This window comes from Dawidia soli (assembly GCF_018598185.1).
Lineage (GTDB): Bacteria > Bacteroidota > Bacteroidia > Cytophagales > Cyclobacteriaceae > Ohtaekwangia > Ohtaekwangia soli.
Window position 1 is genome coordinate 67808 of record NZ_JAHESC010000011.1, and the last position, 22109, is coordinate 89916.

Sequence of the window (22109 nt, forward strand, 5' to 3'; positions counted from 1 at the left end):
GCGATGGACATTTTTTGTCCGTTTATGGCATGCAAAAGGGCATGACATAAGTGTATAATTATAGGTTTCCCGAATGTATTTCCGGGAAAAATACCGTTTCGTTCCGGACCACTTGCAATTGCACGGGTAATTCCGGAATTTCATATACTTATTAACAAGCCCATCTTTCTGCCATCACCGGTAGATGGATGGGCTTTCTATATTTTAACCCCTACATGTATGGTCAAAAAAACCTCCTCCTCTGCTAAGGGCTCGGCATCCGGCAATGGTGCTGCTGTGGCTCATCCTAAGTATTGTACACTTGTAAACGTACCTCCGAGAACATTCGACGCGGACGTAAGCGCGTTCCGGGCGGCGATGATCCTGGTATCGGACCGCAAATGGGTCAACGGCACCAAGCTGCGGTATTATTTCTTTACCGGCGGCGACGGCTCTCCGGCTTCGTGGAAGGGCGACGCGACGCAAAAGAATGTTGTCAAGGACGCGTTTGCGGTGTGGAAGAAGCAAGGCATCGGCCTGGAGTTCGAAGAGGTCAGTAACAAGGAAGATGCAGAGATCCGCATCGGCTTTATGCGTGGCGACGGTGCGTGGTCGTATGTGGGCCGCGACATCATCGATGTGGCCGGCTCTCCCAACGAGCGAACGATGAACTTCGGCTGGAGCCTTGTCAACGATATCGACACGGCCATTCATGAGATCGGCCACACGCTGGGTGCTCCGCACGAGCACCAAAATCCCAACGCCGGCATCGTGTGGGACGAAGAAGCGGTATATGCCGCCCTTGCTGCGCCGCCCAACAACTGGAGTCGTGAGACGACGTATCACAACATCATCCGCAAATTGCCGGCGAGCGAAGTGGAAGGTTCTACACACGATCCGAATTCGATCATGCACTATCCGTTTGAAGCGGGGTTGATCAAAGAGCCGGTGGCATTCCGGAACGGGATCTTCCCGGCGGGTGGTCTTTCGGCAAAGGATAAGGAGTTCGTGAAAAAGTTTTACCCGCCCCTGGTACCCACCGACTATACGAAGCTGACGGTGGGCAAATCGGCACCGCTCGATATCAAGCCGGGTGAGCAGAAGAATTTTGTTTTTAAACCGACGGTGAACCGGAAGTATAAGATCCAGACGTTTGGCGCGCTGGATACCGTGATGGTATTGTTCGAGCGACAGGGAGGCGAAGAAGTTTATATCGCGGGAGACGACGATAGCGGAACAAACTTAAACTCCAGGCTCCATTTACGCTTGATCAAAGGGCGCGAGTATGTCGTGCGCGTCAGATTATTCTATTCGAGCAGTGAAGGAATGGGATCGTTGATGGTGATCTGATCTATCCCCGGCGCGAGTCTCATCGGTCCTCCATATTGGGGGAGATCGACTCGCGCCAACTAAACATCCTGACTCGTGCGCGTGCACGTTTTGATATTTTTTTTCATGCATCATCTTGCTGATTATCAACGCCCCGGGATCGGTGTCGCTTTATTTATTAATCCATAAGTTTGGTAGGCATTAGAAATGTAATACTTTTGTCTGACCCATTTACCCACCACCTGGGCTCCTAACCCTATTTTTTAAAACGTAACACTCTTTACTTAAAGCAAGTGCAATGGAAAAATTTGTACGAAGGATTTGTATTGTCTTTTTTTTACTCGTGACGACCTATGCCTGGGCACAGGACAGAACAGTGGAAGGGACTGTCGTTGGCAGTGACGGCACACCGTTACCGGGCGCCAACGTTATTGTGAAAGGTACTACCCGCGGTGTTCAAACCGACGCCGACGGTAAGTTTGTCCTGCAAGTGGCCGCGTCGGATGTATTGCTGTTTTCCTATATCGGTTATAAAAGTATCGAAGTGCCGGTCGGAAGTCAATCGACGATCACGGCGACGTTAGAAGATGACGAGGGCAAGCTCGAGGAGATCGTCGTGACGGCCCTGGGTATCAGCAAGGAGAAGAAGTCGCTTGGGTATACCGTGCAAGAGGTAAAATCCAACCAGCTGAGCGAAGCACGCGAGAACAACCTGGTGAATGCGCTCTCGGGCAAAGTGGCCGGGGTGCGTGTCACGAACAGCCAGGGCAACCTGGGCTCATCGCGCATTGTGATCCGGGGTGAGACCTCTATCGCCGGTAACAACCAGCCGTTGTTTGTGGTCGATGGTCTGCCGGTGGATAACTCACAGCTCACCAAGTCCGACGCTTCGCGCGATTTTCCGAATGCCATTTCCGATATCAATACAGAAGACATCGAGTCCATCAGTGTATTGAAAGGCCCCAATGCCGCGGCCCTGTACGGTTCGCGTGCGGCCAACGGCGTGATCATTATCAACACTAAAAAAGGACGCGCGGGCAAACGCGGTCTGGGTATAGCGGTTACTTCGGGCGTTACGTTCGAGCGCCTGCTGGTGCTGCCCGACTATCAGAATGTATACGGCCAGGGAGCCGGCGGCGAGTTCTCGTATGTGGACGGCAAAGGCGGTGGTGTAAACGACGGTGTCGATGAAAGCTGGGGACCGAAAATGGACGGCAGGCTGATCCCGCAATTCTATTCCAACGGTGAGGCTGTACCGTTCTTACCGCACCCCGATAACGTAAAGGATTTCTTTGTCACCGGGCATACGATCAACAACGGTGTCGCTATTTCGGGGGCCAAAGAAGGTTTCGACTATCGTTTCTCGTATAACAACTCCAGGCAGAAAGGCGTTGTGCCCAATACCGATCAGACCAAGAACTCGTTCAGCGTCAATGCCAGCTATACACTGCATCCGAAGGTGACCCTGTCGACGAGCGCAAACTTTATCCGCACGGAGTCGGATAACCTGCCCGGCACGTTTGGCAAGCGGTCTACCAGCACCATGCTGCAGTTCACCTGGTTCGGGCGGCAGGTGGATATCAACCGCCTGAAAGATTATAAGGATGCCGACGGCAACACGTTCAACTGGAACAACAGTTATTACAGCAACCCGTATTGGGTGGCGTATGAAAATACCGTGGGGCAGCGCCGCGATCGGTTCTTTGGCAATGTCAACCTGAACTATAAGATCGTGGAAGGCCTTACCGCCAACTTCCGCACGGGCAACGACCTGTACAACGACCGTCGCAAGATCAGGATAGCCTATGGCACCAACGGTACGCCGTTCGGTTCGTACCAGGAGATCGGCTATGCGGTCAACGAGAACAACACGCAGTTTACCTTAAACTATAAGAAAGACATTACACCCGACTTTAACGTGGATGTGCTGGGTGGTGCCAACTACCAATACCGGTTCCAGGAGGAGAACAACCAGTTCGCGCCACGCCTGGCGGTGAAAGGTGTCTATACGCTAAACAACTCGCGCGACCCGCTGCAGTCTACCAACTTCTACAGCCGCCAAAAGATCTATAGCTTGTTTGCCTCCGGCCAGGTGGGTTTCCGCAATTATGCGTTCCTGAACCTGACGGCCCGCAACGACTGGTCCAGTACGTTGCCCTCTAACAACAACTCCTACTTCTACCCGTCTGTCAACGCCAGCGTTGTGCTGTCGGAAGCACTGGGCTTTGCCAGCAACACGGTGTCGTTTGTAAAAGTACGTGCCGGCTGGTCTAAGGTGGGTAAGGATGCCGATCCGTACCAGCTCATCAATACATATCCTTTTAGCGTTCCCTTTGGCAGCAGTCCGCGCCTGACGGTTTCAGACAAATACCTGAATGCCGACCTGAAGCCCGAAACGACCACCTCGACGGAGGCGGGTGTTGAAGCGAGCTTCCTGGACGATCGGATCAACGTTGACGCCAGTTATTATTTCACGCGCAGTAAGGATCAGATCCTGAACGTAGACGTCAGCCCCAGCACGGGCTATACTTCCAAGCTGATCAACGCCGGCGAGATCGAGAACCGCGGTGTTGAACTGCAGCTTACCGGTGTGCCGGTCATTACGCCCGCGGGCTTCCGCTGGGAGGTGAGTGTAAACTGGGCGAAGAACGTGAGCAAGGTGGTGGAGCTGGATAAAGAAGGATTTTTACAGTCGTATCGCCTGGGCTCTGACGGTGTGGAAGTACGCGCGGGTGTAGGCGAGCCGTACGGTGTGCTGTTCGGTTCGGGCTTCCTGCGCAATGCACAAGGTCAGATCGTGGTGAGCGCCGATGGTACGCCGGCGATCGATCCGAGCAATAAAGTCCTGGGCCGGTTTACACCGAATTGGATCGGCGGGATCAACAACGCCGTGTCGTACAAAGGTGTTAGCCTGAGCTTCCTGGTGGATGTGCGCATGGGTGGCCAGATCTACTCGGGCACACGCTCGACGGGTCTCCAGACCGGCGTGCTGGCCGAAACGTTGAACGGCCGTGATGCCGAACACGGCGGCCTGCCCTACTACTTTGCGGGCGACGATACCGGCACAACCCCCGTGGCGCTGGCCGATCACAACGCTTCCGCGCCGAACGGTGAAATCGTGTATCACGACGGGATCTTGTTTAACGGCGTGACGGCCGACGGCAGCCCCAACACGACGATCGCGCCGGCACCGCTCTATTACAAAACGTTAGCGGTCAACGGTGAGTACAATACGTTTGATGCCACCTTTGTGAAGTTGCGCGAGGTAAAGCTTGGCTATACCATACCGTCTTCGCTCACGCAGCGCGTGGGGCTGCAGTCGGCGACGGTGTCGCTCGTCGGCCGCAACCTGTGGATCATTCACAAAGACGCGCCGCACATCGATCCGGAAACAGCGCTGAGCACCAGCAACGCGCAAGGCCTGGAAGACTTACAGCTGCCGACTACCCGCAGCTATGGCTTTAACATTACGTTGAATTTCTAATTGACGATCTATATGAATACCCGATATATCAAAAAGCTTGTATCCCTTGTCGTTGTCGCGGCACTGGCCGTGGCGTGTGGCGACGATCTGACGGACACCAACGTCAACCCCAACGAGGCCTTGCACCCTCAACCCGACTATTTGCTGACGAATGCGATCAAGGCGTCGGTGGACACGTACTGGGGTGTTGACAACAATATGAACAGCACGTTACTCTTTGTGCAGCACCTGGCCAAGATCCAGTATACCGACCCAGACCGGTATCGGTACACGAACACCAGCTTTGAATCGACCTGGAAGGGTTTCTATTCTGTGGGCCTTGCCGACCTGGCGGAGATCACGACGCTGGCGGAAGAATCCGGTAACGATAACTACAAAGGCGTGGCGCTTATTTTGCGGTCGTGGCTGTTCGCCAGCCTTACAGACCTGTACGGCGCGGTTCCGTACCGGTATGCTATTCAAATCACAGATCAACTGGCACCGGCGTACGATGGTCAGGACGTTGTGTACGGGGGCATCCTGGACGATCTGAAGACTGCGGTGGAACTTCTCGATCCGGAGGGAGACGCTATTGCCGGTGATATTTTATACAACGGAAACATTGCCAACTGGATCAAGTTCGGCAATGCCTTACGCCTGCGGTACGCCTTGCGCATTGCCGACCAGGCGGAAGATAAAGCACGCGAGGTGATCACCGACCTGCAAGGTGAACCGATCATCAGCAGCAACGACGAGCTTGCCCGCCTGGTATATGCCAGCTCGCCGAACCAAAACCCCATCGCGCTGAACTTTGAAACGCGTAACGATTACCGCGTCAGCCGCACGATGGTAGAGACCCTGCGGACGCTGAGCGATCCGCGCCTGCCGGTATTCGCCAGTCCAACGGAGGCCACAACCCCCGAAGTTTATATCGGTGTGCCGAACGGGTTGACGAACGACGCCGCCAGTGACCTCGGGCTGACCAAAACATCGAAGCCGGGTTCTTATTTCCTGCGATCAGACGCTCCGGGCGTCGTGCTGAGCTATTCGGAAGTATTATTCAACCTGGCCGAAGCGGTAGAACGTGAGTTTATGACCGGCGATGCCGAAGCGTTGTACGAACAAGCTATTACGGCGTCGTTGCAACAGTTTGGTGTTACCAACACAACGGTCATCGACGATTACCTGGACCAACCGGCGGTACAATACAACGCGGCGAACTACCGCGAATCGATCGGCACGCAGAAGTGGATTGCGCTGTTCGGTCAGGGCCCGGAGGCCTTCAGCGAGTGGCGTCGCCTGGATTATCCGCAGTTAACGCCCGCGGTGAATGGTGTGCTGGCGGGCAAGATCCCTGTACGGTTTATTTACCCGGGCAGCGAGCAGTCGTTGAATGGGAAGAGCTATCGCGATGCGGTGAATGTGCAGGGCACGGATGCGTTGACTACGCGGTTGTGGTTTGATAAGCAGTAGGAATATAGTCAAGTATAAAAGCCTGGGGTCATGGACTCCAGGCTTTTTTATTGCTGGCGCGGTAAGGCTCATTTCAGCGTTCGCAGCTTCGCGATATCTTCATCCGTTCGGTTGCCATGGATCTCGATCTTTGCGAGCTCATCTTCCATGGCGGTGTATTCCGCCGCCGTCAGCGTAATGGCGGCTGCGCCGAGGTTCTCTTCGATGCGCGCTGCGTTGCGGGAGCCGGGGATGGGTACGATACAATCGCTCTTGTGCAGCATCCAGGCCAGGGAGATCTGTGCCGGGGTGGCGTGCTTGTCTGCTGCAACCTGGCGGATCACTTCCAGCAGGGGCTGGTTGGCGATCATGTTATCCTTGTCGAACCGGGTGATCACGCGGCGGGCGTCCATGCCGGTATATTGTACTTCGGGGTTGACTTTGCCGGATAAAAATCCGTTGGCCAGGGGTGAGAAGGGTACAAAGCCTATGCCCAGTTCTTCGCACACCGGCAGTACATCGTTTTCAAACCTGCGCTCCATGATGGAGTATTCGCTTTGTATGGCCGTGAGCGGTGTGACCGTGTGGGCACGGCGTATCTCTTCGGCGGTTGCCTGCGACTGTCCCCAGCCGAGGATCTTTCCTTCGCGGATGAGCTCGCCCATGCAATACGCCATGTCTTCCACGGGGATGTCTTTGTTCACCCGGTGCTGATAGTACAATTCGACGTGGTCGGTGCCCAGCCGTTTCAGGGAGTTTTCCAGGCGGCTTCTGAGCTCCTGCATCAGTCGTCCGGGGGTGTTATACTCACTGCCTTTTTCTGTCAGCAGGAATTTCGTGGCGATCACCACCTTGTCGCGAATGTCTAGTACCGCCTCTCCTACCAGCTGCTCGTTGGCGCCCATGCCGTATAGTTCTGCGGTGTCGAAGAATGTGCAGCCCAGGTCGTGGGCGCGATGCATCAGGCGGATAGCGTCGTCTTTATCGGGCGCGGTGCCGTAGCCCATGCTGAGGCCCATGCACCCGTAGCCTATGGCGGATACTTCCAGCCCGTTTAGTTTTCTCTTCTTCATATTCTTTGTATGATGTTTATGCATACAAAGCTGCCGCAAAAGGAAAGGTCGCGGGTAAAGAGAATCAAACCAACAAGTATGATTTTCAAACCTTGCCGGTACGAAAGGCCTTGGGCGTTGTGCCGGTCATGCGTTTGAAGTAGTTGTTAAAATAGGTAGGATAATCGAAGCCCAGGCTGTAGGCAATGTCGGCTATGCCCGAGTCGGTGTGCTGGAGGAGTGCCTTGGCTTCGGCGGTGATCCGCTCGGCGATCAGAGCGGACGTGGGCTTGCCGGTCACTTCCTTGATGGAGCGGTTCAGGTAGTTGACGTGTACGGAAAGGCCCTCGGCAAAGTCCTGTGGCGTTCTGCGCTTGAGGGGGGCATCGGCACTTTCGATGGGAAACTGCCTTTCCAGCATTTCCATAAATAAATGCGTGATGCGGGTGGCGGCATTTCCCGGTGTGGGCGGGTGCGGCAAGGGTTGGATCGTGAGCGCTTCGTGTACGATCAGCTCGATGCAGGTCTTTAACAACTCGGACCTTTGTGGGTATTCGCCACGGTAGACGGCCAGCATGCGTTCATAGACGCCCGATATAAATGCAGCCTGCTCGGCGTTGAGGTATACCACCGGCACGGCGCCGGAGCGCATGAGTGGTGAGCCCTGCAATAATCGCTTGCGTTCCCGGCCGGCAATAAAGGCTTCGGAAAAAACACAGGCGTAACCTCTGCGCTCCGCGCGGTGAACGACGGAATGGGGCACGCGCGGGTTGAGCAGGATCAGGCACGTGTCGTTTACCTCGATCGTCTGGTCGCCGTAGGAAATGGTCATGCTGCCGGTGACCAGCACGATCTTGTAAAAATCGCGTCGGCCATGGTTGTGCTGCGGGCTCCTGCCGCCGGAAAACTTATAGACCTTAAAGCCCTTTGTGTTTAAGTCCGACATGTCCAGCGCTGCTCCCGACGATACCGTGCCTTTCGTCATACTACAAAAGTAATAAAATCAAACCTTATTTACCGGCTGATCTTTTACCCGGGACGAACCGGCATCTGTTTCTTTGTCCGTGTAGTCGACGGTAAAAGCCGTCCGTCCTTTGCCAATGCAGGGTGGCTGTTTTGGATGGGAGCGCCGGGTACACGATATGTTACCTGCCGGAATTTAATTACCTTGCCCGGCATGTTTATAACGGCTCACCTGCACGTTGATCGTATAGCACCGGCCGGCTCGTTATGTACAAAACCATAAAAAGACATTTTCCCTATGAGTAACCCTCTGCTACTACCCTACGAAGCACTACGGGCACGCATCGATGCCAAGCTATATAACGACATCGACGTGCTGAGCCACGACCATGTGCTTTTCTTTGAAGGTGATACGCGGCTCACCGAAACGCTGGACAAAGACTGGGCACAATCGCTTCTCCAAACACTGGACGCCGAGGCTTCTGCCGACGACCTGCTCATCGTCGTGAACGGCAATCTCACGGTCGAAGGCGACATCGCCATCGGGGACTACCATCCTTGTTTGCTCGTTATCGGCAACGTGGCCTGCGAAGTGCTTGTCAGCGGCGACGACACGATCTTTATTACCGGCGATGCCCATATTACGCATGCATTTTATGGCTATTACAACGATGGCTCTATCCAGATCGACGGAACCACCCACGTTCCTTATGTGATCAATTCCGATCACAGCTCGGGTATTACGCCTTCGGGGGCTATTCTGATCAACGCTTACAGCGATCATCACGATTTCTTCGACTATGATTATTTGAGCGGGGCTTTACCCGAGGTCGTTGTGCCGGAGGCGCTGAACAAAGGCACGTTTGACGCGTGGAAGTTCATCGAATGGGTCCGTGCGGGGCAATCGCCGTTTGTGGAAGGTGCCAAGCCCATGCGGATAGCAAATGCGGAAGCGCTGGAGAAGCTCGTGTCGGGTACGATCAAAGCGGTGCAGGAACTGGACTGGTCTGACCGGAACGAACGGAAATTTCCCGATGCGATCTTACGGTTACGCTATCTGCGGAAGCTGGATCTTTCGAAGAACCCGATCACGGAACTGCCCGCGGATCTTGACCGGCTCGAAAACCTGGAGGAGCTGCATCTGGAGAGCTGCCGTCTTACGCACCTGCCGGACAGCATCGGCAACCTGAAGAAGCTCCGCGTTCTGACGATGAGTGGCAATCACGATATGACCACCCTGCCCGAGACACTGGCGAACCTGGAGCAGTTAACGGTGCTGAAGGTAAACTATATGCCGTTAAACTTCCCTGCGAGCTTCGCTCGCCTGGATCGGCTGGAGGAGATCAGCCTGTATCAATGTTATACGGACAAGACCCAGCCGGCGCCGTTTCCGGAGTTCATTACGCGGCTGAAGAATTTAAAGCGCCTGGATCTGCGGGAGAACTGGCTTGCCTCCATACCCGAAAGTTTTTTACAGGTTCAGACGTTGGAAGAATTTGTTTGGACCGGTGGACGAACAAAAGCCCCCAACCTCATCGACTACGCGCAGTTCAAAAATCTGAAGAAATTGGTGATCAGCCGGAAATTCGCCGCCTGGAAAGATATTGTCTTTACCATTACATCGCTCGAGCATCTCTCGATCGACCGGAATAAAGAAGATAAACAATACTTCGGCCAGGACATGTTAGACCTCTGGATCGAGATGATGCCCGAACAAGACGAAGAATCACGAAAACATCTCGAGTGGATGCTTGCCCATAAGCAGGCAGAGCCCGACGGCCGTTTCTCCGTTCTCCTCAATCCCGGTATGAAACCGGAAGAGCTGCGCGGCATTTCCAAGCTGGAGAAACTAAAAAGCCTGGATCTTTCCTTTAACCATCTTACCGGGTTGCCGGAGGAGTTTTTTCAGCTGAAGAATCTCGAGTACATCGACTTGCAATACAACAAGTTTACCGATGACGTAAAGGAGCGGATCACCCGTACATTTCCGACGGCAAACATCGTATGGCAATAACGCCTATCGACAGCGCTCCTTAAAACAGGAAAGCCCGTGCATAACGCGGGCAATCCCTTTCATCAACCTGTAAAGTAGAAGTCGGAGCTCAATTCACATTCGGCAATACCAGCAAGGGTACGCGTGTCCGCAAGGCCATTTCGCGGGTGGCGCTGCCTTTCAGGAACAATTCCCAAAAGCCGGCTTTATGGGGTACCATGACCAGCAGGTCGGCGTTCCACGCCTTCAGGCCTTGCGTGATGCCGTTCCCCACGCTGGTGTTTTCGATCACGCTATAGGTGTGGTCCACATCTTCCAGCAGCGTATCCATGACCATGATCTGTTCGCCTACTGCGGCCAGGGCGGGTTCCTTTTTTGTCTCTACGTGGAGGATCTGCAGCTTGGCTTCGAATTTCCGGGTGATTACTTTCAGCAGCTCCAGGTGGTTGTCTTCGCTCAGGTAGGTGTACTCGCAGGCGTATACAATCCTCTTAATGCCTTTGAAGGGAATGTCGTTGGGTACGACCAGTAGCGGGAACTTCAGGCTTCGGATGGCGGCCGTTGTGGTGTTGCCAAACAGCTTGTATTCCAGCAGGCTACTGTCCATGCCCATGACGACGAGGTCTACGGGATGGGTGTCTACATAGTCCTCCAGGGCTTCGACGGTGTCGGCGGTCTTGCTCACGGTGTTAACCTTGATCTGATATTGTAAGCCTGTGACCAGGGCGAGCTCGCGCAAGCGATTTTCATTGTTTCGAATGATGTGGTCGATTGCATCGGGCGTTACCAGGGAATTGCTAACATGTACACTGGGGTGAAAGACATTGAGCAGTACCAGTTCAGCGTTGAATACCCGCGCCAGGCTGGCACCGAACTGGAGCGCATTGTTGGCGGTGGCAGAATAATCGGTGGCGACTACAATCGTTTTCATGGCGAATTGATTTAATGCTTAAATAAACCACCGATCCGCGGGATTGTCCATGACGCTCCTCAGCCTTCCGCCTGACTTTTGTCGGGTTCTTCGCGGAATCCGTAAAAAGCATACAACTTCCCCGAATTCGTGTTACCGGCGGGCACCCGGCGGGCGCCAGATTTGCATCGTAATCAATCACAAAAGAACATGAGCAAGACAATTTTAATCACCGGTGCAAGCAGTGGTATTGGAAAGGCAACTGTCAACCTGTTTCAATCAAAAGGATGGAATGTCATCGCTACCATGCGGAAACCCGAGGCCGACACGGAACTAAATACGTTGCCCCACGTGTTGCTGACCAGGCTCGACGTGCTGGACCTGCAGTCCATCCATAACGCCGTCGCCGAGGGCATCCGGAAGTTTGGAAGGATCGACGCTATATTAAACAACGCCGGGTATGGTGCTTTTGGTACGATCGAATCTTTTTCCCGGGAGAAGATCGTTCGTCAGTTTGATACCAATGTCATCGGGCTTTTAGACGTTACCAAGGCATTACTGCCCCATTTCCGTCAAAACAAAGGTGGCGTGATCATCAATATTTCTTCTATCGGCGGCAAGATGACATTCCCGCTCGGCGCGTTGTACCACGGAACTAAATTCGCTGTGGAGGGGATCTCTGAAGCGTTGAGCTATGAGGTAGCCGAGTTTAACGGCAAAGTAAAGATCATCGAGCCGGGTGCGATCGCCACCGACTTTGCCGGTCGTTCGCTGGATTTCAGCCACGACGAAACACACACCGAGTACCAGCGCATCGTCGGCAACGTATTAACGGGCATGCCGGCATTCTTTGCCAACGCTTCGCCTGCCGGCGTGGTGGCCGAGGTTATTTATACGGCTGCCACCGACGGCTCCAACCGGCTGCGCTACACGGCGGGAGAGGATGCTAAGGCGATCCTGGCGGGCCGCCGGCAAGCCGACGATGAATCTTTTATTCAGGGGATCAAGACGCAATTCGGACTTTAATTTCATGGCGCTATGTCCTGCTAAACCTGGAGGAAAGTTGTTTATCTTTAAGTATAGGGTCGTGGCGCAGGTCACGGCCCGGCTCTTTACAAAGACCAATCCGGATCTATGAGTGTCTTTATTCACATGCCGACGATCTCTGATATGTACAAGTTCTTTCAGCTGGATCGTCCCGTTCTCCATCCGCTTATCGCTGTGGTGGACTTCAGCCAGGTAAACGAGCAGATCGCCGGTGACACCAAGGTATCGACCGATTTCTACGCGCTGATCTGTAAGAACTATAACCGGAACAACGTAAAGTACGGCCGCAAACCGGTTGACTTTCAAAACGGCAGCCTGATCTGCCTGGCGCCCAACCAGGTGCTGGAAATGGATGACGACGAGGAAGAGACGCCGGAGCTGCGAGGCTGGGGATTATTTTTTCATCCTGATCTGATCCGTCCCACTTCGCTGAACGATAAAATGAAGGACTATAATTTCTTTTCGTACGAAGTATCGGAGGCCCTTCATTTGTCAGACAAAGAAAAAAGCACGTTGTACGATTGTATCGTAAAGATCCAAAACGAATTACAGGAGAACATCGATACCCATAGTCAGAATATCATTGTTTCCAACATCGAGCTGCTGCTGAACTACTGTACCCGGTTCTATGGGCGGCAGTTCATCACGCGAAAAAGCTCCCATAATTCCATTGTGGCGCAGGTGGAGAAATTCTTACGTGCGTATTTCAAAAGAGACGACATCCGGGAGCTGGGGTTGCCTACTGTGAAGTATTTAGCCGAACAGGTTCACCTGTCGCCGGGCTACCTGAGCGACCTGCTCAAAAAGGAGACGGGCAAGAATACGCAGGATCACATTCATTTTTATCTGATCGAGGAAGCCAAAAGCATTCTGCTGAGCACCGATAAATCGGTCGGGGAAATAGCCTATTTGTTGGGGTTTGAGTATCCGCAATATTTTAACAAGCTTTTTAAGCAAAAGACAGGTAAGACACCGATGGAATTTCGGAGCATGAATTAGGGGAACTTCGGAAAAATCTATAATTATACGCTCCGAAGACACGTCTATCTCCGTATGAACAATTCATTCACACGATACCAGGTCTGGGTAATCCACACATCATCCGAGGCGTTTCTCTATACCTGGGAGAACTGGGAACGGTTGCTGCCCTTCATCGATACGATCGTCAACTTATCCAAGCGCCCTGCATTCATCCGGACAAATCAAGGTTATGAGCAAGAGAACCGGTGGCTGGGTTTTGGGCGAATGAAATGGAGTGAAGAAAACAATCGCAAGTGGACCACGAAATATCGGGATAATCCTATACCGGGCAAGAAATTACTTTTCTATGACACCGAAATATGGGCACCGGACTGGAACGAATGTGTTAGCACGCATCCCGACATTTTCATTCGTCTATTTCATTATGGGGAGATCGACCTGCTCCGTGAGGGAATAACGATCGCGCTTCCGCGGCGGATCGTCAAAAAAAATACATCGGTCATAGCGTCGGCGTTGGCGGGCTTGCAGCGCAACATCCCGGGCGCAAGCATTTCGACCGTGACCCGATTCTGGACGCCCTGGTTCACGTTCAAGAATCACATACAGGACATGAACACCTGGGAGCTGAATAAAATTATCACGGAAAAAACGGCCAATCCTGTATGAGGTATATCAAAATATTTCACCAGGACGGATTGATCTACTTCGACCAGGTCCGGGTGGCCGACCTGGTGCTGTTAGACCATCGATATCGCCAGTTTCGAGGGGTGGTACAACGATCGTGAAAAGGCCGCCCTTGAAAAACAGCTGGGCACCCTGCTGCAGGTGCATGAGGACCTTGCGTCAGAACTTTCCAAATTTAAGAGTAACGTTTCCCGACACGTTGCTCAGGTCGCTATCGCCCAGGCCTTTGGCATCGCTGCCGATGGTTTGGCGATAGGATATACCGGGGCTCACGCGCATCCACCGGGTGAGATTGACCTCTACCTGTGCGCCGGGTTCCAGTACGACAAAGAAATCGGTGTCGTGGCTGTAATTCTTATACCGTCTTTCGTCTCTTTCGCGATCGAGGTATTGCGCGGTGAAGCCGGCACCCGACAGCAGGTTGAAAGCAAAGTGTACTTTCTTATTGGAGTTCATGACGTATTCGGTCATCAGTCCGAAGTGCCCGTATTGGTAGCGCAGGTCGGCACCGGCTATGGTTTTATGGGCTTCGGGTACGCGGAGCGACGTGTTGGTGGCGGCACCGGCTATACCGACGAACAGTTTTTGGTTGACAAAATATCCGAAGTAAAGGCCGTTGAGGTTTGCGTACTCGCCGTTTATCGATGTCGAAGCGTTGGTCACGGCGCCGTAAAATCCAGACGACTGAACGGACTTAAATGAAAATACGGTCTGCGGTTGCTCTTCCGTCGTTTCCTGCTGTGCAAAAAGGTTTCCGGCTGCTGCCAACAGCAGCATGATTATATAGTGCTTCTTCATGGTTTTGATGTTTGCAGGTATGACAACGATCGTACCGGGTCCCCCTATTCGTCGGTTACATTTTTTTAATTCGCGGTCAGGGGCCGGTCTGATTAAATCCATAAAATCATTCCGTTTTTACAAGATTTTAGTTTAAAATCGGGAAATAACAAGGTTGACAGCATGACCCTGGAAGAGATAAAAAGCGAAGCCCTGAACTTTGTCCCGAAAGATGTAAACGCGCTACGCAACAAAGTTATGGAGCTTAGGACCAGGGGCGTTTCCTTTCTGGGCTGTGTGGCATTTGTCCAGGCTAATCAAAATCTTTCTTTGTCGGATGCACGACAACAGACACTCGACCTGGACGTTTGGACCGACGACGAGCAACATAAGATCGATCTCTACCACAATCTGATGATGCGTGAGCTCGATGATCCCGATGAATGAAGGACAAGCGTGATACGAATCAGCACTTCCATGGACGTTACAAAGACCACGTATTCGACGATCGCCCGTCTGAGAACAGAGTTTCTCCGGGAAAACAACATTCAGTTTGTGCTCGATAAATGCTATCGCTACGACTGGGCTGATGCCTATGCTTTCCGGATCGACGGCCGCCTGGTGGGATATGGAGCGGTGTGGGGAAAGGAAAAGCGGGAAGATCGCGATGCGATCTTTGAGTTCTACCTGGAGGAAGACGACCGCGCGTTGGCAGAGCCATTTTTTAGGGCTTTCTGCCATGCGTCTCAAGCATCGTACGTGGAATGTCAGAGTAACGACAGATCTCTTTATCCGATGTTTGAACGGTTTACGGAGAATGTGGAGACGGATGCGATCTTGTTTGCCGACCACCATGAGACGCATTTTCAGATCGAAAACACCGCGCTTCTTCCGCGCCAGCAGCCAAACCCCGATGACTGTCACTATGTATTGGCGAGCCAGGGTGAAGAGATCGGCGAAGGCGGATTCATGCTCAACTACAATTTTCCTTATGCGGATATCTACTATAACATCCACGAGGCGCACCGCCGTAAAGGGTTTGGAAGTTTTTTTGTGCAGGAATTAAAGAAAGAGATTTACGCGCTCGGGCGCGTGCCCGCCGCCCGGTGCAATACATCCAATGTAATTTCAAAAGCGACATTGTCAAAGGCGGGGATGGTCGTTTGCGGGCTGCGTTTGAGCGCGGATCTGCGAAGGCAGCCCGAAGAGTAATATCGGTACCCTATGGCTACGTCGATAACGGTGCGTCATCAGTCGATCCGGCATGGATGAATCCTGTGAAGAGCCTGAAGTCGGAATAGGGTGTCTTTATTCGAAGCGGGTGTCGCGATAGAATGCCGGACATGGAATCAGCTTGTTCTTGCTGAGCTTCTTTTTCGCCGGCAACTCATACATGATCGAGAGCTCGTGTGCGCCTCCGGTCCCCGCGCCCAGCGATGAAATTGTAAAGTCGTAGCTGTAGCCGGCCGTCAGTGTCTTGACATGCAGGCCGAGGAAAAGAATCAGCGCATCCTGATCGATTGCATCTGTTATGTTCTTTGTCAGCGGTTTACCGCGATACCAGACTCCGAGCGAAACGGGTTCTGTGTGAAAGTTGACACCCGCGTCCAGCTGAGAGAACGTTTTGCCCTGCCGGCGATAAATAAACGAAGGCGTGAGGTATATCTGGCGCGCCGCATAGGCCTTGCTGAGCGGCATTTTAATACCTGCATGGACAGTCGTCCTTATATCGAGCCGGTCGTTTTCTCCTAACGGCGATAAAAACGGCCTGTTGAGATGCGACATCGACATACCCAGCCATATTTTTTTGGTGTACAACAAAAAGCCCGATCCAAAGTCCATGTAGCGGGAGGTAGACAGTCTGTTCACTGCCGGATCGATGGTGGCGCCACCGTATTGCAGCACATCGCCCATGATCAGCTTCGAACGATCGAGCCCGTTGCTGCCATAACCGAAGGAAATTCCGGGAGAAAAGATCAACGCTTCGTTCAGCCGTACCTTGTATGAATACAAGATGTGAACGGTATTCGAGCGCCAGTTCATGGATCCCATTTTATCGGAGCTCATCATCACGCCCACGCCACTGGCAATTCTCGGAAAGTATATATCGTACGAAAACGCATACGTGGAGTATGCCTGCGGCAATCCCGGCCACTGGATGCGGTGGTTGACGACAAACCTTTGCCGTGCGGTGAGGCCGGTGAAGCCCGGATTTAAGAATAGCGGTGCCTGGTAATATTGAGAGAACAACGGGTCCTGGGCAAAGACGCTGCCGCCACCAGACATACAGATCAGTACAAACAATAGTCTCCTCATGGCACATTCTGGTTAATGGATCAACCCAACGTCTCCCATCCGTGTGTCTTGCTCGCCATTGGACAGGGTCATTTCGATCTTATAGACATAGACGCCGGCGCGCATCAGCTCACCGGCGGGGCTGTAACCGTCCCAGCCCACTTCGGGATCCTCCGTTTCAAATATCTTCGTTCCCCAGCGATTGAATATCTGCATTCTATACGTTTTGACACCCCTAACGATAGGCCGAAACACATCGTTGATCCCCGCGCCGGAGGGCTGACCGCCGGTGGGGCCGCTTTCATCCGGCGTAAATGCATTCGGGATCTGTATATATCCGCCCTCCCGTACCGTTACCTGGGTCGCGGCCGTATCGGAGCAGATCAACGGGCCGTCTACAGTACCGTCGCCGTCCACATCCTGGCTGCCGTGGTCTATACCGGCCTGCAGCGTAACGAGGTACATGCCCTCTTTTTGATAGGTGTGCACAGGCTCAAAGAGCGACGATGTTTCGCCATCGCCGAAAGACCATTGGTACGTTTCCGCTCTCGAAGAAAAGTTTAAAAGCTTTAGTTCCGTATCCGGTGCGTAGATCACGTTGTTATTTACTGTGAAGGCGGCATAGGGCACGTCCAGCACCTTGATCTCTGACACCCGGAGCTGATCCGACTCTCCGGTGGTTGAGTGTGTTGCGATCAGCTGAAGCTGGTATACGCCGGGACTTGAAATATTAAATCGGGGGTCGATCAGATTGGAGACAGCGACAATATCGCCCTCGTTGTATAGGGTCCAACTGTACGTATCGGCTCCCGTCGACAGGTTCTGAACCTCTATCGTCGTGGGGAAACAGGACGCCATCGGGGTAACGGCGAATGAAGCGAGCAGGTCTTCGGGGGGTGGACGTTTCTTTACAGCGATCGTCTTGCTGGCAGTTTCACTCGCACACATGGCGTTATTTTCCCGCACCGACAGGACGATGTCTTCTGTCAGCACATTCACCAGGATGTTGCCGGTAGCCTGTCCCTCGACGATATATGCGCCGCCAAAAGAGTTATCGGACAACCTCCTGATCTCCCAATTATAGGTCGATGACGGATAGTTGTTCGGGTTTACCGAAAACGGTATACCTTTGGTGTCTTCAAATACCTCCGATGCGCCGACGATGGTGGGCTTTACGGGTGCTGCATCGACGCGGATGCGTTTCTGTACCGCGGGACCGATGCAGCCGTTCAATTCAGGTCTTACGGTTATCGTGCCGGTGAGTACATTCGGAAACTGCAGGAACAGGTAAAAGTCGCTTTCCTCGCCGCCGCCAAAGATCCTAAATCCGTTTACACCTTGCGGCACCTCCCAGTGGTACGTGGCTCCCGGTATGGGTGTAACCTGGTAGGTCTCAAACAGCAGCTCGCCCTCGGGTACGGAGGAATGCCCCTGGCAAACAGACTCGCGACCATAGATCGCGCTTATGGCGGGGACGGGATTCACCACGATCGCCACTTTTGCCACGCTGAAACAGAACGGCGACGTGTTCGCTGTTACCCGCGCATAGACATCCCGCCGCCGTGTGACGTCAATCCTTGTATTGATCGCGTTGAGGTCCTGTTGTGCCTCTTCCAGGGATGCATACCAGTTGATGATTACAGCAGACTCCTGGGTGACCGCATTTCTGAACCGTGCTTCTGACAGGTCGATACCCGAAACGGAGAGGCCTCCCGTGGTTTCGTCACAAAGCGTTACCAGACCGTCCATTACCCTAGGGGCGGGCGGTACGCGGACGGTGAGCTTTGCCTGGTTGGAACAGCCGGTCCTTGCATCGGTTACACGTGCAAAGAAAAGCTCTCCGTCCACGATCCCCGACTGCATGGTGCTTGCATTCACCGGGGTCATGGCCGTGCCCCGGTACCAATTTATTTCCCGTTGTCCGGCCGGTATCGCGGTGACGGAATTTTCGAAAAGGGCCAAATTGATTTGCGTCGTTCCGTTGGCTATTTCACACTGACTTACCGTGACATCGCTTACACCGGGGAGGGCGACGCGGCTTACCGTTACGGTGGATGGCTTCGACACGCATCGCCCACTGGCGCTGGTCACCGTCCACGTCAACCGGACGCTTGCCGGCGGAGGGGGTAATTGTGTCACCGCCGTATGTGGATCTGTCTCATCGGCAAAAAGTACCGCGGCGTCCGTGGTGCTCCAGCGGCCCGTGGCTCCGTACATGGGTACGTCGGCGCGCAGCGTGACCTCGGCCGAGCAGGCGAAGGGAATGTCAGCACCGGCGTTTGCCACGGGCGTCCGGTCTATCTGAATCGTCACGGCGCGCTCTACCGCAGCGCATACACTCGTCGGCAGCGGGACGGCCACCAGCTTGACGCGAATCGGTGTGCCCGCCGTATAATCGTCCAGGGTTGGGGTATATGATGCCGTGATGGTTCCGGACACCGCACTGCTACCCGACATACTTCCATAGCCGTTTACATTCGCCCAATAGGCATCGCCAAAATTTCCCTCCACGCGCCCGGAGAGAGCGATGGGCAGCAATCCTTCGGGGTCGATGCAAAGTACGTCCGTATCATTGGCCGTAACGCGTAGCGGTTGATCGAACCGTATCGTAACATCGTCGGTCTTTAAGAAACAGTTATTGCCGCCACTGCTGATCGACCACCGCAGGGTATACGTGCCATAGCCCGTTTCATCCGACAGCTTGATGGACGAAGTCGGTGACAGCGGATTCGCGATCGTTATCCGGCAGGTGTTGTTGTCCTGGCAATTTTGCGGGCCGCTGACCAGTGTCCATCGACCTACACCTTTTTGCGGTGTGTTGCCGGCGAGGGTGGTCTCGTTTCCGCAGAGCGCCTGATCCGGTCCGGCAGCGGCATCGGAGGGGACGGTGCCAAAGTCGACCACGACATCGTCGGACCGCTCGCAGATGTTATTGGACACGGTCCAACGCACTGTGTACGCGCCGGCGTTCTCCCGTAAGATCGACAGCGTCGCATCCGGGTCGTTCACGTTGCTGAACAGGGGTGCCGGCAGGTTGGCCGGAATGCTGGCCACATACGACCATCGCCCGACGCCCACGACGGGCCTGGTTGCCCCGAGCGGCTCCGAGACCAGGGACGAACAATGAAACTGATCGGACCCTGCATACACCGGCGTCGGTACGGCAAAAACCTGCAGGGTGCTTTCCGTGCTGTATGCTTTGGCACAGTTTCCATTTCCCACGACGGCCCTGAACGTATAGGTGCCCGGGGTAAGCGCGCCCGATACAAGGTAGTTGTTGCCGGATATCCCGGTGAACGGTGTGAACGCAGCGAGGTCTTTCCTGACCTCCCACTGCCTGCTTGCGCCCACCGCGTTTGCCAGCAGCAGCGTGTCTATGAGGTCCCCTTCGCATACATCTTTTGCCGACGACACTACTCCGCCGGCCGGCGCCCGGTATACGCGAAAAGTATACTGCCTGGTGACAGCACATGCCGGGGAGCTGGTATAGGACGTGGAAACAGTAATCGTGCGGTCTACCGACAACTGTCCCTGAAAATCTTTCACATCAATGGCAAAATTCCCGGTCGAGCCCGAACCCGGCAGCACACTGACGCCGTCGGATCCCGTCCACGTGTATTTTGTAGGACCACCCGTGGGCAGCACGGGCGCTGTCGGCAGCACTACCGACAACGTACTGCCGTTGCAGATCTCGGCGGGAACGGGCGGCGTCGGTTCGCTTATTTCGAGGCCTTCGCGTATGGTGCGGGTCACCATCGTTTTCGGGCTTTCGCATGTAACGATACCGGTATTGGGTTGCTGACTGGCCCATACTTTATATACCCCGGGGGTTGTGTTGGAGATCCACGCGGGGTGTGCGGTCACGGCGAGGGTTCTTCCGGTACCCAGCAACCTTCCGGGACGATCGGGGCCGGGAATATTTTCATACCACCGGATCGTATTTGCGATGGGCACGCCTGTGACAGAAAAAGCTTTCGGGGTGGTCCCGCTGCAGACAACCTCGCCCGACGGGCCCGGTGCGACGGGGGGAGCGATGACCCGGATGGTCGACGTTCTTTCGATCGGTTCATGATCTCCGTTTGCAGGATCTGCCGGGGGGCCCGGTATATTGGGATCATCGTATGGGTTGCAGAAATTCCAATACCGCAGGGTGATTGTGAAGACGTCCCCCGGTTTGGGAAAGCCCGCGCCGAAGCCGCCGGGCGCGGTGATCTCGAGCGATGGCGTGCGTCGGGGGTCGTCCTTCTGCACGGGTGATGTCAGGTGCAGAATGCCCCGAGGGTCGGCGTAGTCGAGTATCACGTCTGCTCCACCGGCCGATGTCACCAATGTTCCGTTTACCGATACATTGGGGATCTTGTTGCCCGCTACCGGTCTGTTGTAAATAATCTGCCGCCAGCGGTCTTCCACGTTCGGCGACTCGATCGCGTCCGGCGGAAGCTCGATGTACCCGGGATTACAGTTAAAAACACTCTCGTCGTCGAATATAGCGCGAAGGTCACTCCCTTCGCATACAAGATGCTCCGCCTTGTCTGTTACCCGGGAGATCAGGGCAATGTCTCCGCCGTTAAATGCGTCTGTTCGCCAGGATGAGATTTTCTGAACCTGACGCGTGTTGGAGCACACCGTGCCGTTGTAGCGGATCGTCATGGTCACAATGTATTCGCAACCGCTCTCGCGTGGAAAGTCGTGTATCCGTTCTTCATGATAACTGCGGGAACCCGGCACCAATGCTACTGTTTCAGAAGGACTTCCATCGCCCCAATCGTACACTAATTCCAACTGCCCGGCCGGCACCGGAGAGGCAAACTGTATGGTATAAATAAGGTTGGCGCTCACGGGTGCGCAGAGTCCGGCGGGAACTTTGTTACTACCCAACGCTGCGACCGCGGGTAAGCCAATGCATTGTGCATAGGCACTCCGCCACCCCGACAAAAGCACGACGGCAAAAAAGATCAGAACAGATATTTTTTTACAAAAACCCTCCATGATCGTTTGACAACATTATAAAGTTGTACTAACAAGTTAACAAGGCAAGACGTTTCTCACAAATAAATTGGCGTGTACCCTACACCGTGATATCTGTAGAATAAAATACACTAAGCAGATTTATACTTCGTGTATACATTACACTATTACCACAATACTCACCATACATCTTTTTGCGTTGATCTGCTTAAAAAA

At 53.9% G+C, this 22109-nt stretch carries 16 protein-coding genes; 10 read left to right on the forward strand and 6 right to left on the reverse strand.

Translation table 11 applies throughout. The features are described 5' to 3' along the window. The first annotated feature begins 219 nt into the window (after positions 1-219). The 3 genes from KK078_RS09685 (at position 220) to KK078_RS09695 (ending at position 6244) form a co-directional block, all read left to right on the forward strand. Positions 220-1329, forward strand: a complete 1110-nt coding sequence (locus tag KK078_RS09685; protein WP_254090066.1) for a M12 family metallopeptidase — start codon at positions 220-222, stop codon at positions 1327-1329. A 277-nt stretch (positions 1330-1606) separates the two neighbouring features. Further along, complete coding sequence (locus KK078_RS09690; RefSeq protein WP_254090067.1) at positions 1607-4792, forward strand: SusC/RagA family TonB-linked outer membrane protein; 3186 nt, start codon at positions 1607-1609, stop codon at positions 4790-4792. 12 nt (positions 4793-4804) lie between these two features. Beyond that, positions 4805-6244 (forward strand): SusD/RagB family nutrient-binding outer membrane lipoprotein, encoded by a 1440-nt coding sequence (locus KK078_RS09695; protein WP_254090068.1) that lies wholly within the window; start codon positions 4805-4807, stop codon positions 6242-6244. 68 nt (positions 6245-6312) lie between these two features. Here the strand turns inward: KK078_RS09695 and KK078_RS09700 are convergent, their stop codons facing one another. Together KK078_RS09700 and KK078_RS09705 are read right to left on the reverse strand one after the other, a co-directional pair. Then, on the reverse strand, positions 6313-7296 hold the full coding sequence (locus tag KK078_RS09700; RefSeq protein WP_254090069.1) for an aldo/keto reductase: 984 nt from the start codon (positions 7294-7296) through the stop codon (positions 6313-6315). 85 nt (positions 7297-7381) lie between these two features. Next, complete coding sequence (locus tag KK078_RS09705) at positions 7382-8260, reverse strand: helix-turn-helix domain-containing protein (protein ID WP_254090070.1); 879 nt, start codon at positions 8258-8260, stop codon at positions 7382-7384. Between the two features lie 276 nt (positions 8261-8536). Here KK078_RS09705 and KK078_RS09710 point away from each other — a divergent pair, with 276 nt between their 5' ends. Next, on the forward strand, positions 8537-10252 hold the full coding sequence (locus tag KK078_RS09710; protein WP_254090071.1) for a leucine-rich repeat domain-containing protein: 1716 nt from the start codon (positions 8537-8539) through the stop codon (positions 10250-10252). 88 nt (positions 10253-10340) lie between these two features. On the opposite strand, the gene KK078_RS09715 is transcribed toward KK078_RS09710, so the two are convergent. Then, positions 10341-11162 carry a universal stress protein gene (locus tag KK078_RS09715; RefSeq protein ID WP_254090072.1) on the reverse strand — a complete coding sequence of 274 codons (822 nt, stop codon included), beginning with the start codon at positions 11160-11162 and terminating at the stop codon, positions 10341-10343. Positions 11163-11351: 189 nt separating this feature from the next. On the opposite strand from KK078_RS09715, the gene KK078_RS09720 reads away from it, so the two are divergent. The 4 genes from KK078_RS09720 to KK078_RS30420 all read left to right on the forward strand — a co-directional run bounded on the left by KK078_RS09720 (position 11352) and on the right by KK078_RS30420 (position 13954). Beyond that, positions 11352-12167: an SDR family oxidoreductase gene (locus tag KK078_RS09720; RefSeq protein ID WP_254090073.1), complete on the forward strand. Its 816-nt coding sequence runs from the start codon at positions 11352-11354 to the stop codon at positions 12165-12167. A 108-nt stretch (positions 12168-12275) separates the two neighbouring features. Then, positions 12276-13187 (forward strand): helix-turn-helix domain-containing protein, encoded by a 912-nt coding sequence (locus tag KK078_RS09725; protein WP_254090074.1) that lies wholly within the window; start codon positions 12276-12278, stop codon positions 13185-13187. A 54-nt stretch (positions 13188-13241) separates the two neighbouring features. Beyond that, the gene (locus KK078_RS09730) at positions 13242-13835 is read left to right on the forward strand and encodes a hypothetical protein (protein ID WP_254090075.1); all 594 of its coding nucleotides are present in this window, start codon (positions 13242-13244) and stop codon (positions 13833-13835) included. Next, the gene (locus KK078_RS30420) at positions 13832-13954 is read left to right on the forward strand and encodes a hypothetical protein (protein ID WP_262898634.1); all 123 of its coding nucleotides are present in this window, start codon (positions 13832-13834) and stop codon (positions 13952-13954) included. Before KK078_RS09730 ends, KK078_RS30420 begins: the two co-directional genes overlap by 4 nt. Before the next feature lie 58 nt (positions 13955-14012). Here the strand turns inward: KK078_RS30420 and KK078_RS09735 are convergent, their stop codons facing one another. After that, a complete protein-coding gene (locus KK078_RS09735) occupies positions 14013-14651 on the reverse strand; it encodes a hypothetical protein (RefSeq protein WP_254090076.1) in 639 nt (212 codons plus the stop codon). Positions 14652-14813: 162 nt separating this feature from the next. On the opposite strand from KK078_RS09735, the gene KK078_RS09740 reads away from it, so the two are divergent. Next, the gene (locus tag KK078_RS09740; RefSeq protein ID WP_254090077.1) at positions 14814-15077 is read left to right on the forward strand and encodes a hypothetical protein; all 264 of its coding nucleotides are present in this window, start codon (positions 14814-14816) and stop codon (positions 15075-15077) included. A gap of 30 nt (positions 15078-15107) precedes the next feature. Further along, entirely contained in the window at positions 15108-15842 is a 735-nt protein-coding gene (locus KK078_RS09745; RefSeq protein WP_254090078.1) for a GNAT family N-acetyltransferase, read from the forward strand. Positions 15843-15938: 96 nt separating this feature from the next. Here KK078_RS09745 and KK078_RS09750 read toward each other — a convergent pair whose 3' ends face one another. Next, on the reverse strand, positions 15939-16946 hold the full coding sequence (locus KK078_RS09750) for a PorP/SprF family type IX secretion system membrane protein (protein WP_254090079.1): 1008 nt from the start codon (positions 16944-16946) through the stop codon (positions 15939-15941). Between the two features lie 12 nt (positions 16947-16958). Continuing rightward, a complete protein-coding gene (locus KK078_RS09755; protein ID WP_254090080.1) occupies positions 16959-21914 on the reverse strand; it encodes a PKD domain-containing protein in 4956 nt (1651 codons plus the stop codon). Positions 21915-22109: the final 195 nt, after the last annotated feature.

Bases quoted from the DNA above. Each gene is read 5' to 3' on its own strand.
- KK078_RS09685 (WP_254090066.1), top strand. From the start codon at position 220: ATGGTCAAAAAAACCTCCTCCTCTGCTAAGGGCTCGGCATCCGGCAAT.
- KK078_RS09690 (WP_254090067.1), top strand. From the start codon at position 1,607: ATGGAAAAATTTGTACGAAGGATTTGTATTGTCTTTTTTTTACTCGTG.
- KK078_RS09695 (WP_254090068.1), top strand. From the start codon at position 4,805: ATGAATACCCGATATATCAAAAAGCTTGTATCCCTTGTCGTTGTCGCG.
- KK078_RS09700 (WP_254090069.1), bottom strand. From the start codon at position 7,296: ATGAAGAAGAGAAAACTAAACGGGCTGGAAGTATCCGCCATAGGCTAC.
- KK078_RS09705 (WP_254090070.1), bottom strand. From the start codon at position 8,260: ATGACGAAAGGCACGGTATCGTCGGGAGCAGCGCTGGACATGTCGGAC.
- KK078_RS09710 (WP_254090071.1), top strand. From the start codon at position 8,537: ATGAGTAACCCTCTGCTACTACCCTACGAAGCACTACGGGCACGCATC.
- KK078_RS09715 (WP_254090072.1), bottom strand. From the start codon at position 11,162: ATGAAAACGATTGTAGTCGCCACCGATTATTCTGCCACCGCCAACAAT.
- KK078_RS09720 (WP_254090073.1), top strand. From the start codon at position 11,352: ATGAGCAAGACAATTTTAATCACCGGTGCAAGCAGTGGTATTGGAAAG.
- KK078_RS09725 (WP_254090074.1), top strand. From the start codon at position 12,276: ATGAGTGTCTTTATTCACATGCCGACGATCTCTGATATGTACAAGTTC.
- KK078_RS09730 (WP_254090075.1), top strand. From the start codon at position 13,242: ATGAACAATTCATTCACACGATACCAGGTCTGGGTAATCCACACATCA.
- KK078_RS30420 (WP_262898634.1), top strand. From the start codon at position 13,832: ATGAGGTATATCAAAATATTTCACCAGGACGGATTGATCTACTTCGAC.
- KK078_RS09735 (WP_254090076.1), bottom strand. From the start codon at position 14,651: ATGAAGAAGCACTATATAATCATGCTGCTGTTGGCAGCAGCCGGAAAC.
- KK078_RS09740 (WP_254090077.1), top strand. From the start codon at position 14,814: ATGACCCTGGAAGAGATAAAAAGCGAAGCCCTGAACTTTGTCCCGAAA.
- KK078_RS09745 (WP_254090078.1), top strand. From the start codon at position 15,108: ATGGACGTTACAAAGACCACGTATTCGACGATCGCCCGTCTGAGAACA.
- KK078_RS09750 (WP_254090079.1), bottom strand. From the start codon at position 16,946: ATGAGGAGACTATTGTTTGTACTGATCTGTATGTCTGGTGGCGGCAGC.
- KK078_RS09755 (WP_254090080.1), bottom strand. From the start codon at position 21,914: ATGGAGGGTTTTTGTAAAAAAATATCTGTTCTGATCTTTTTTGCCGTC.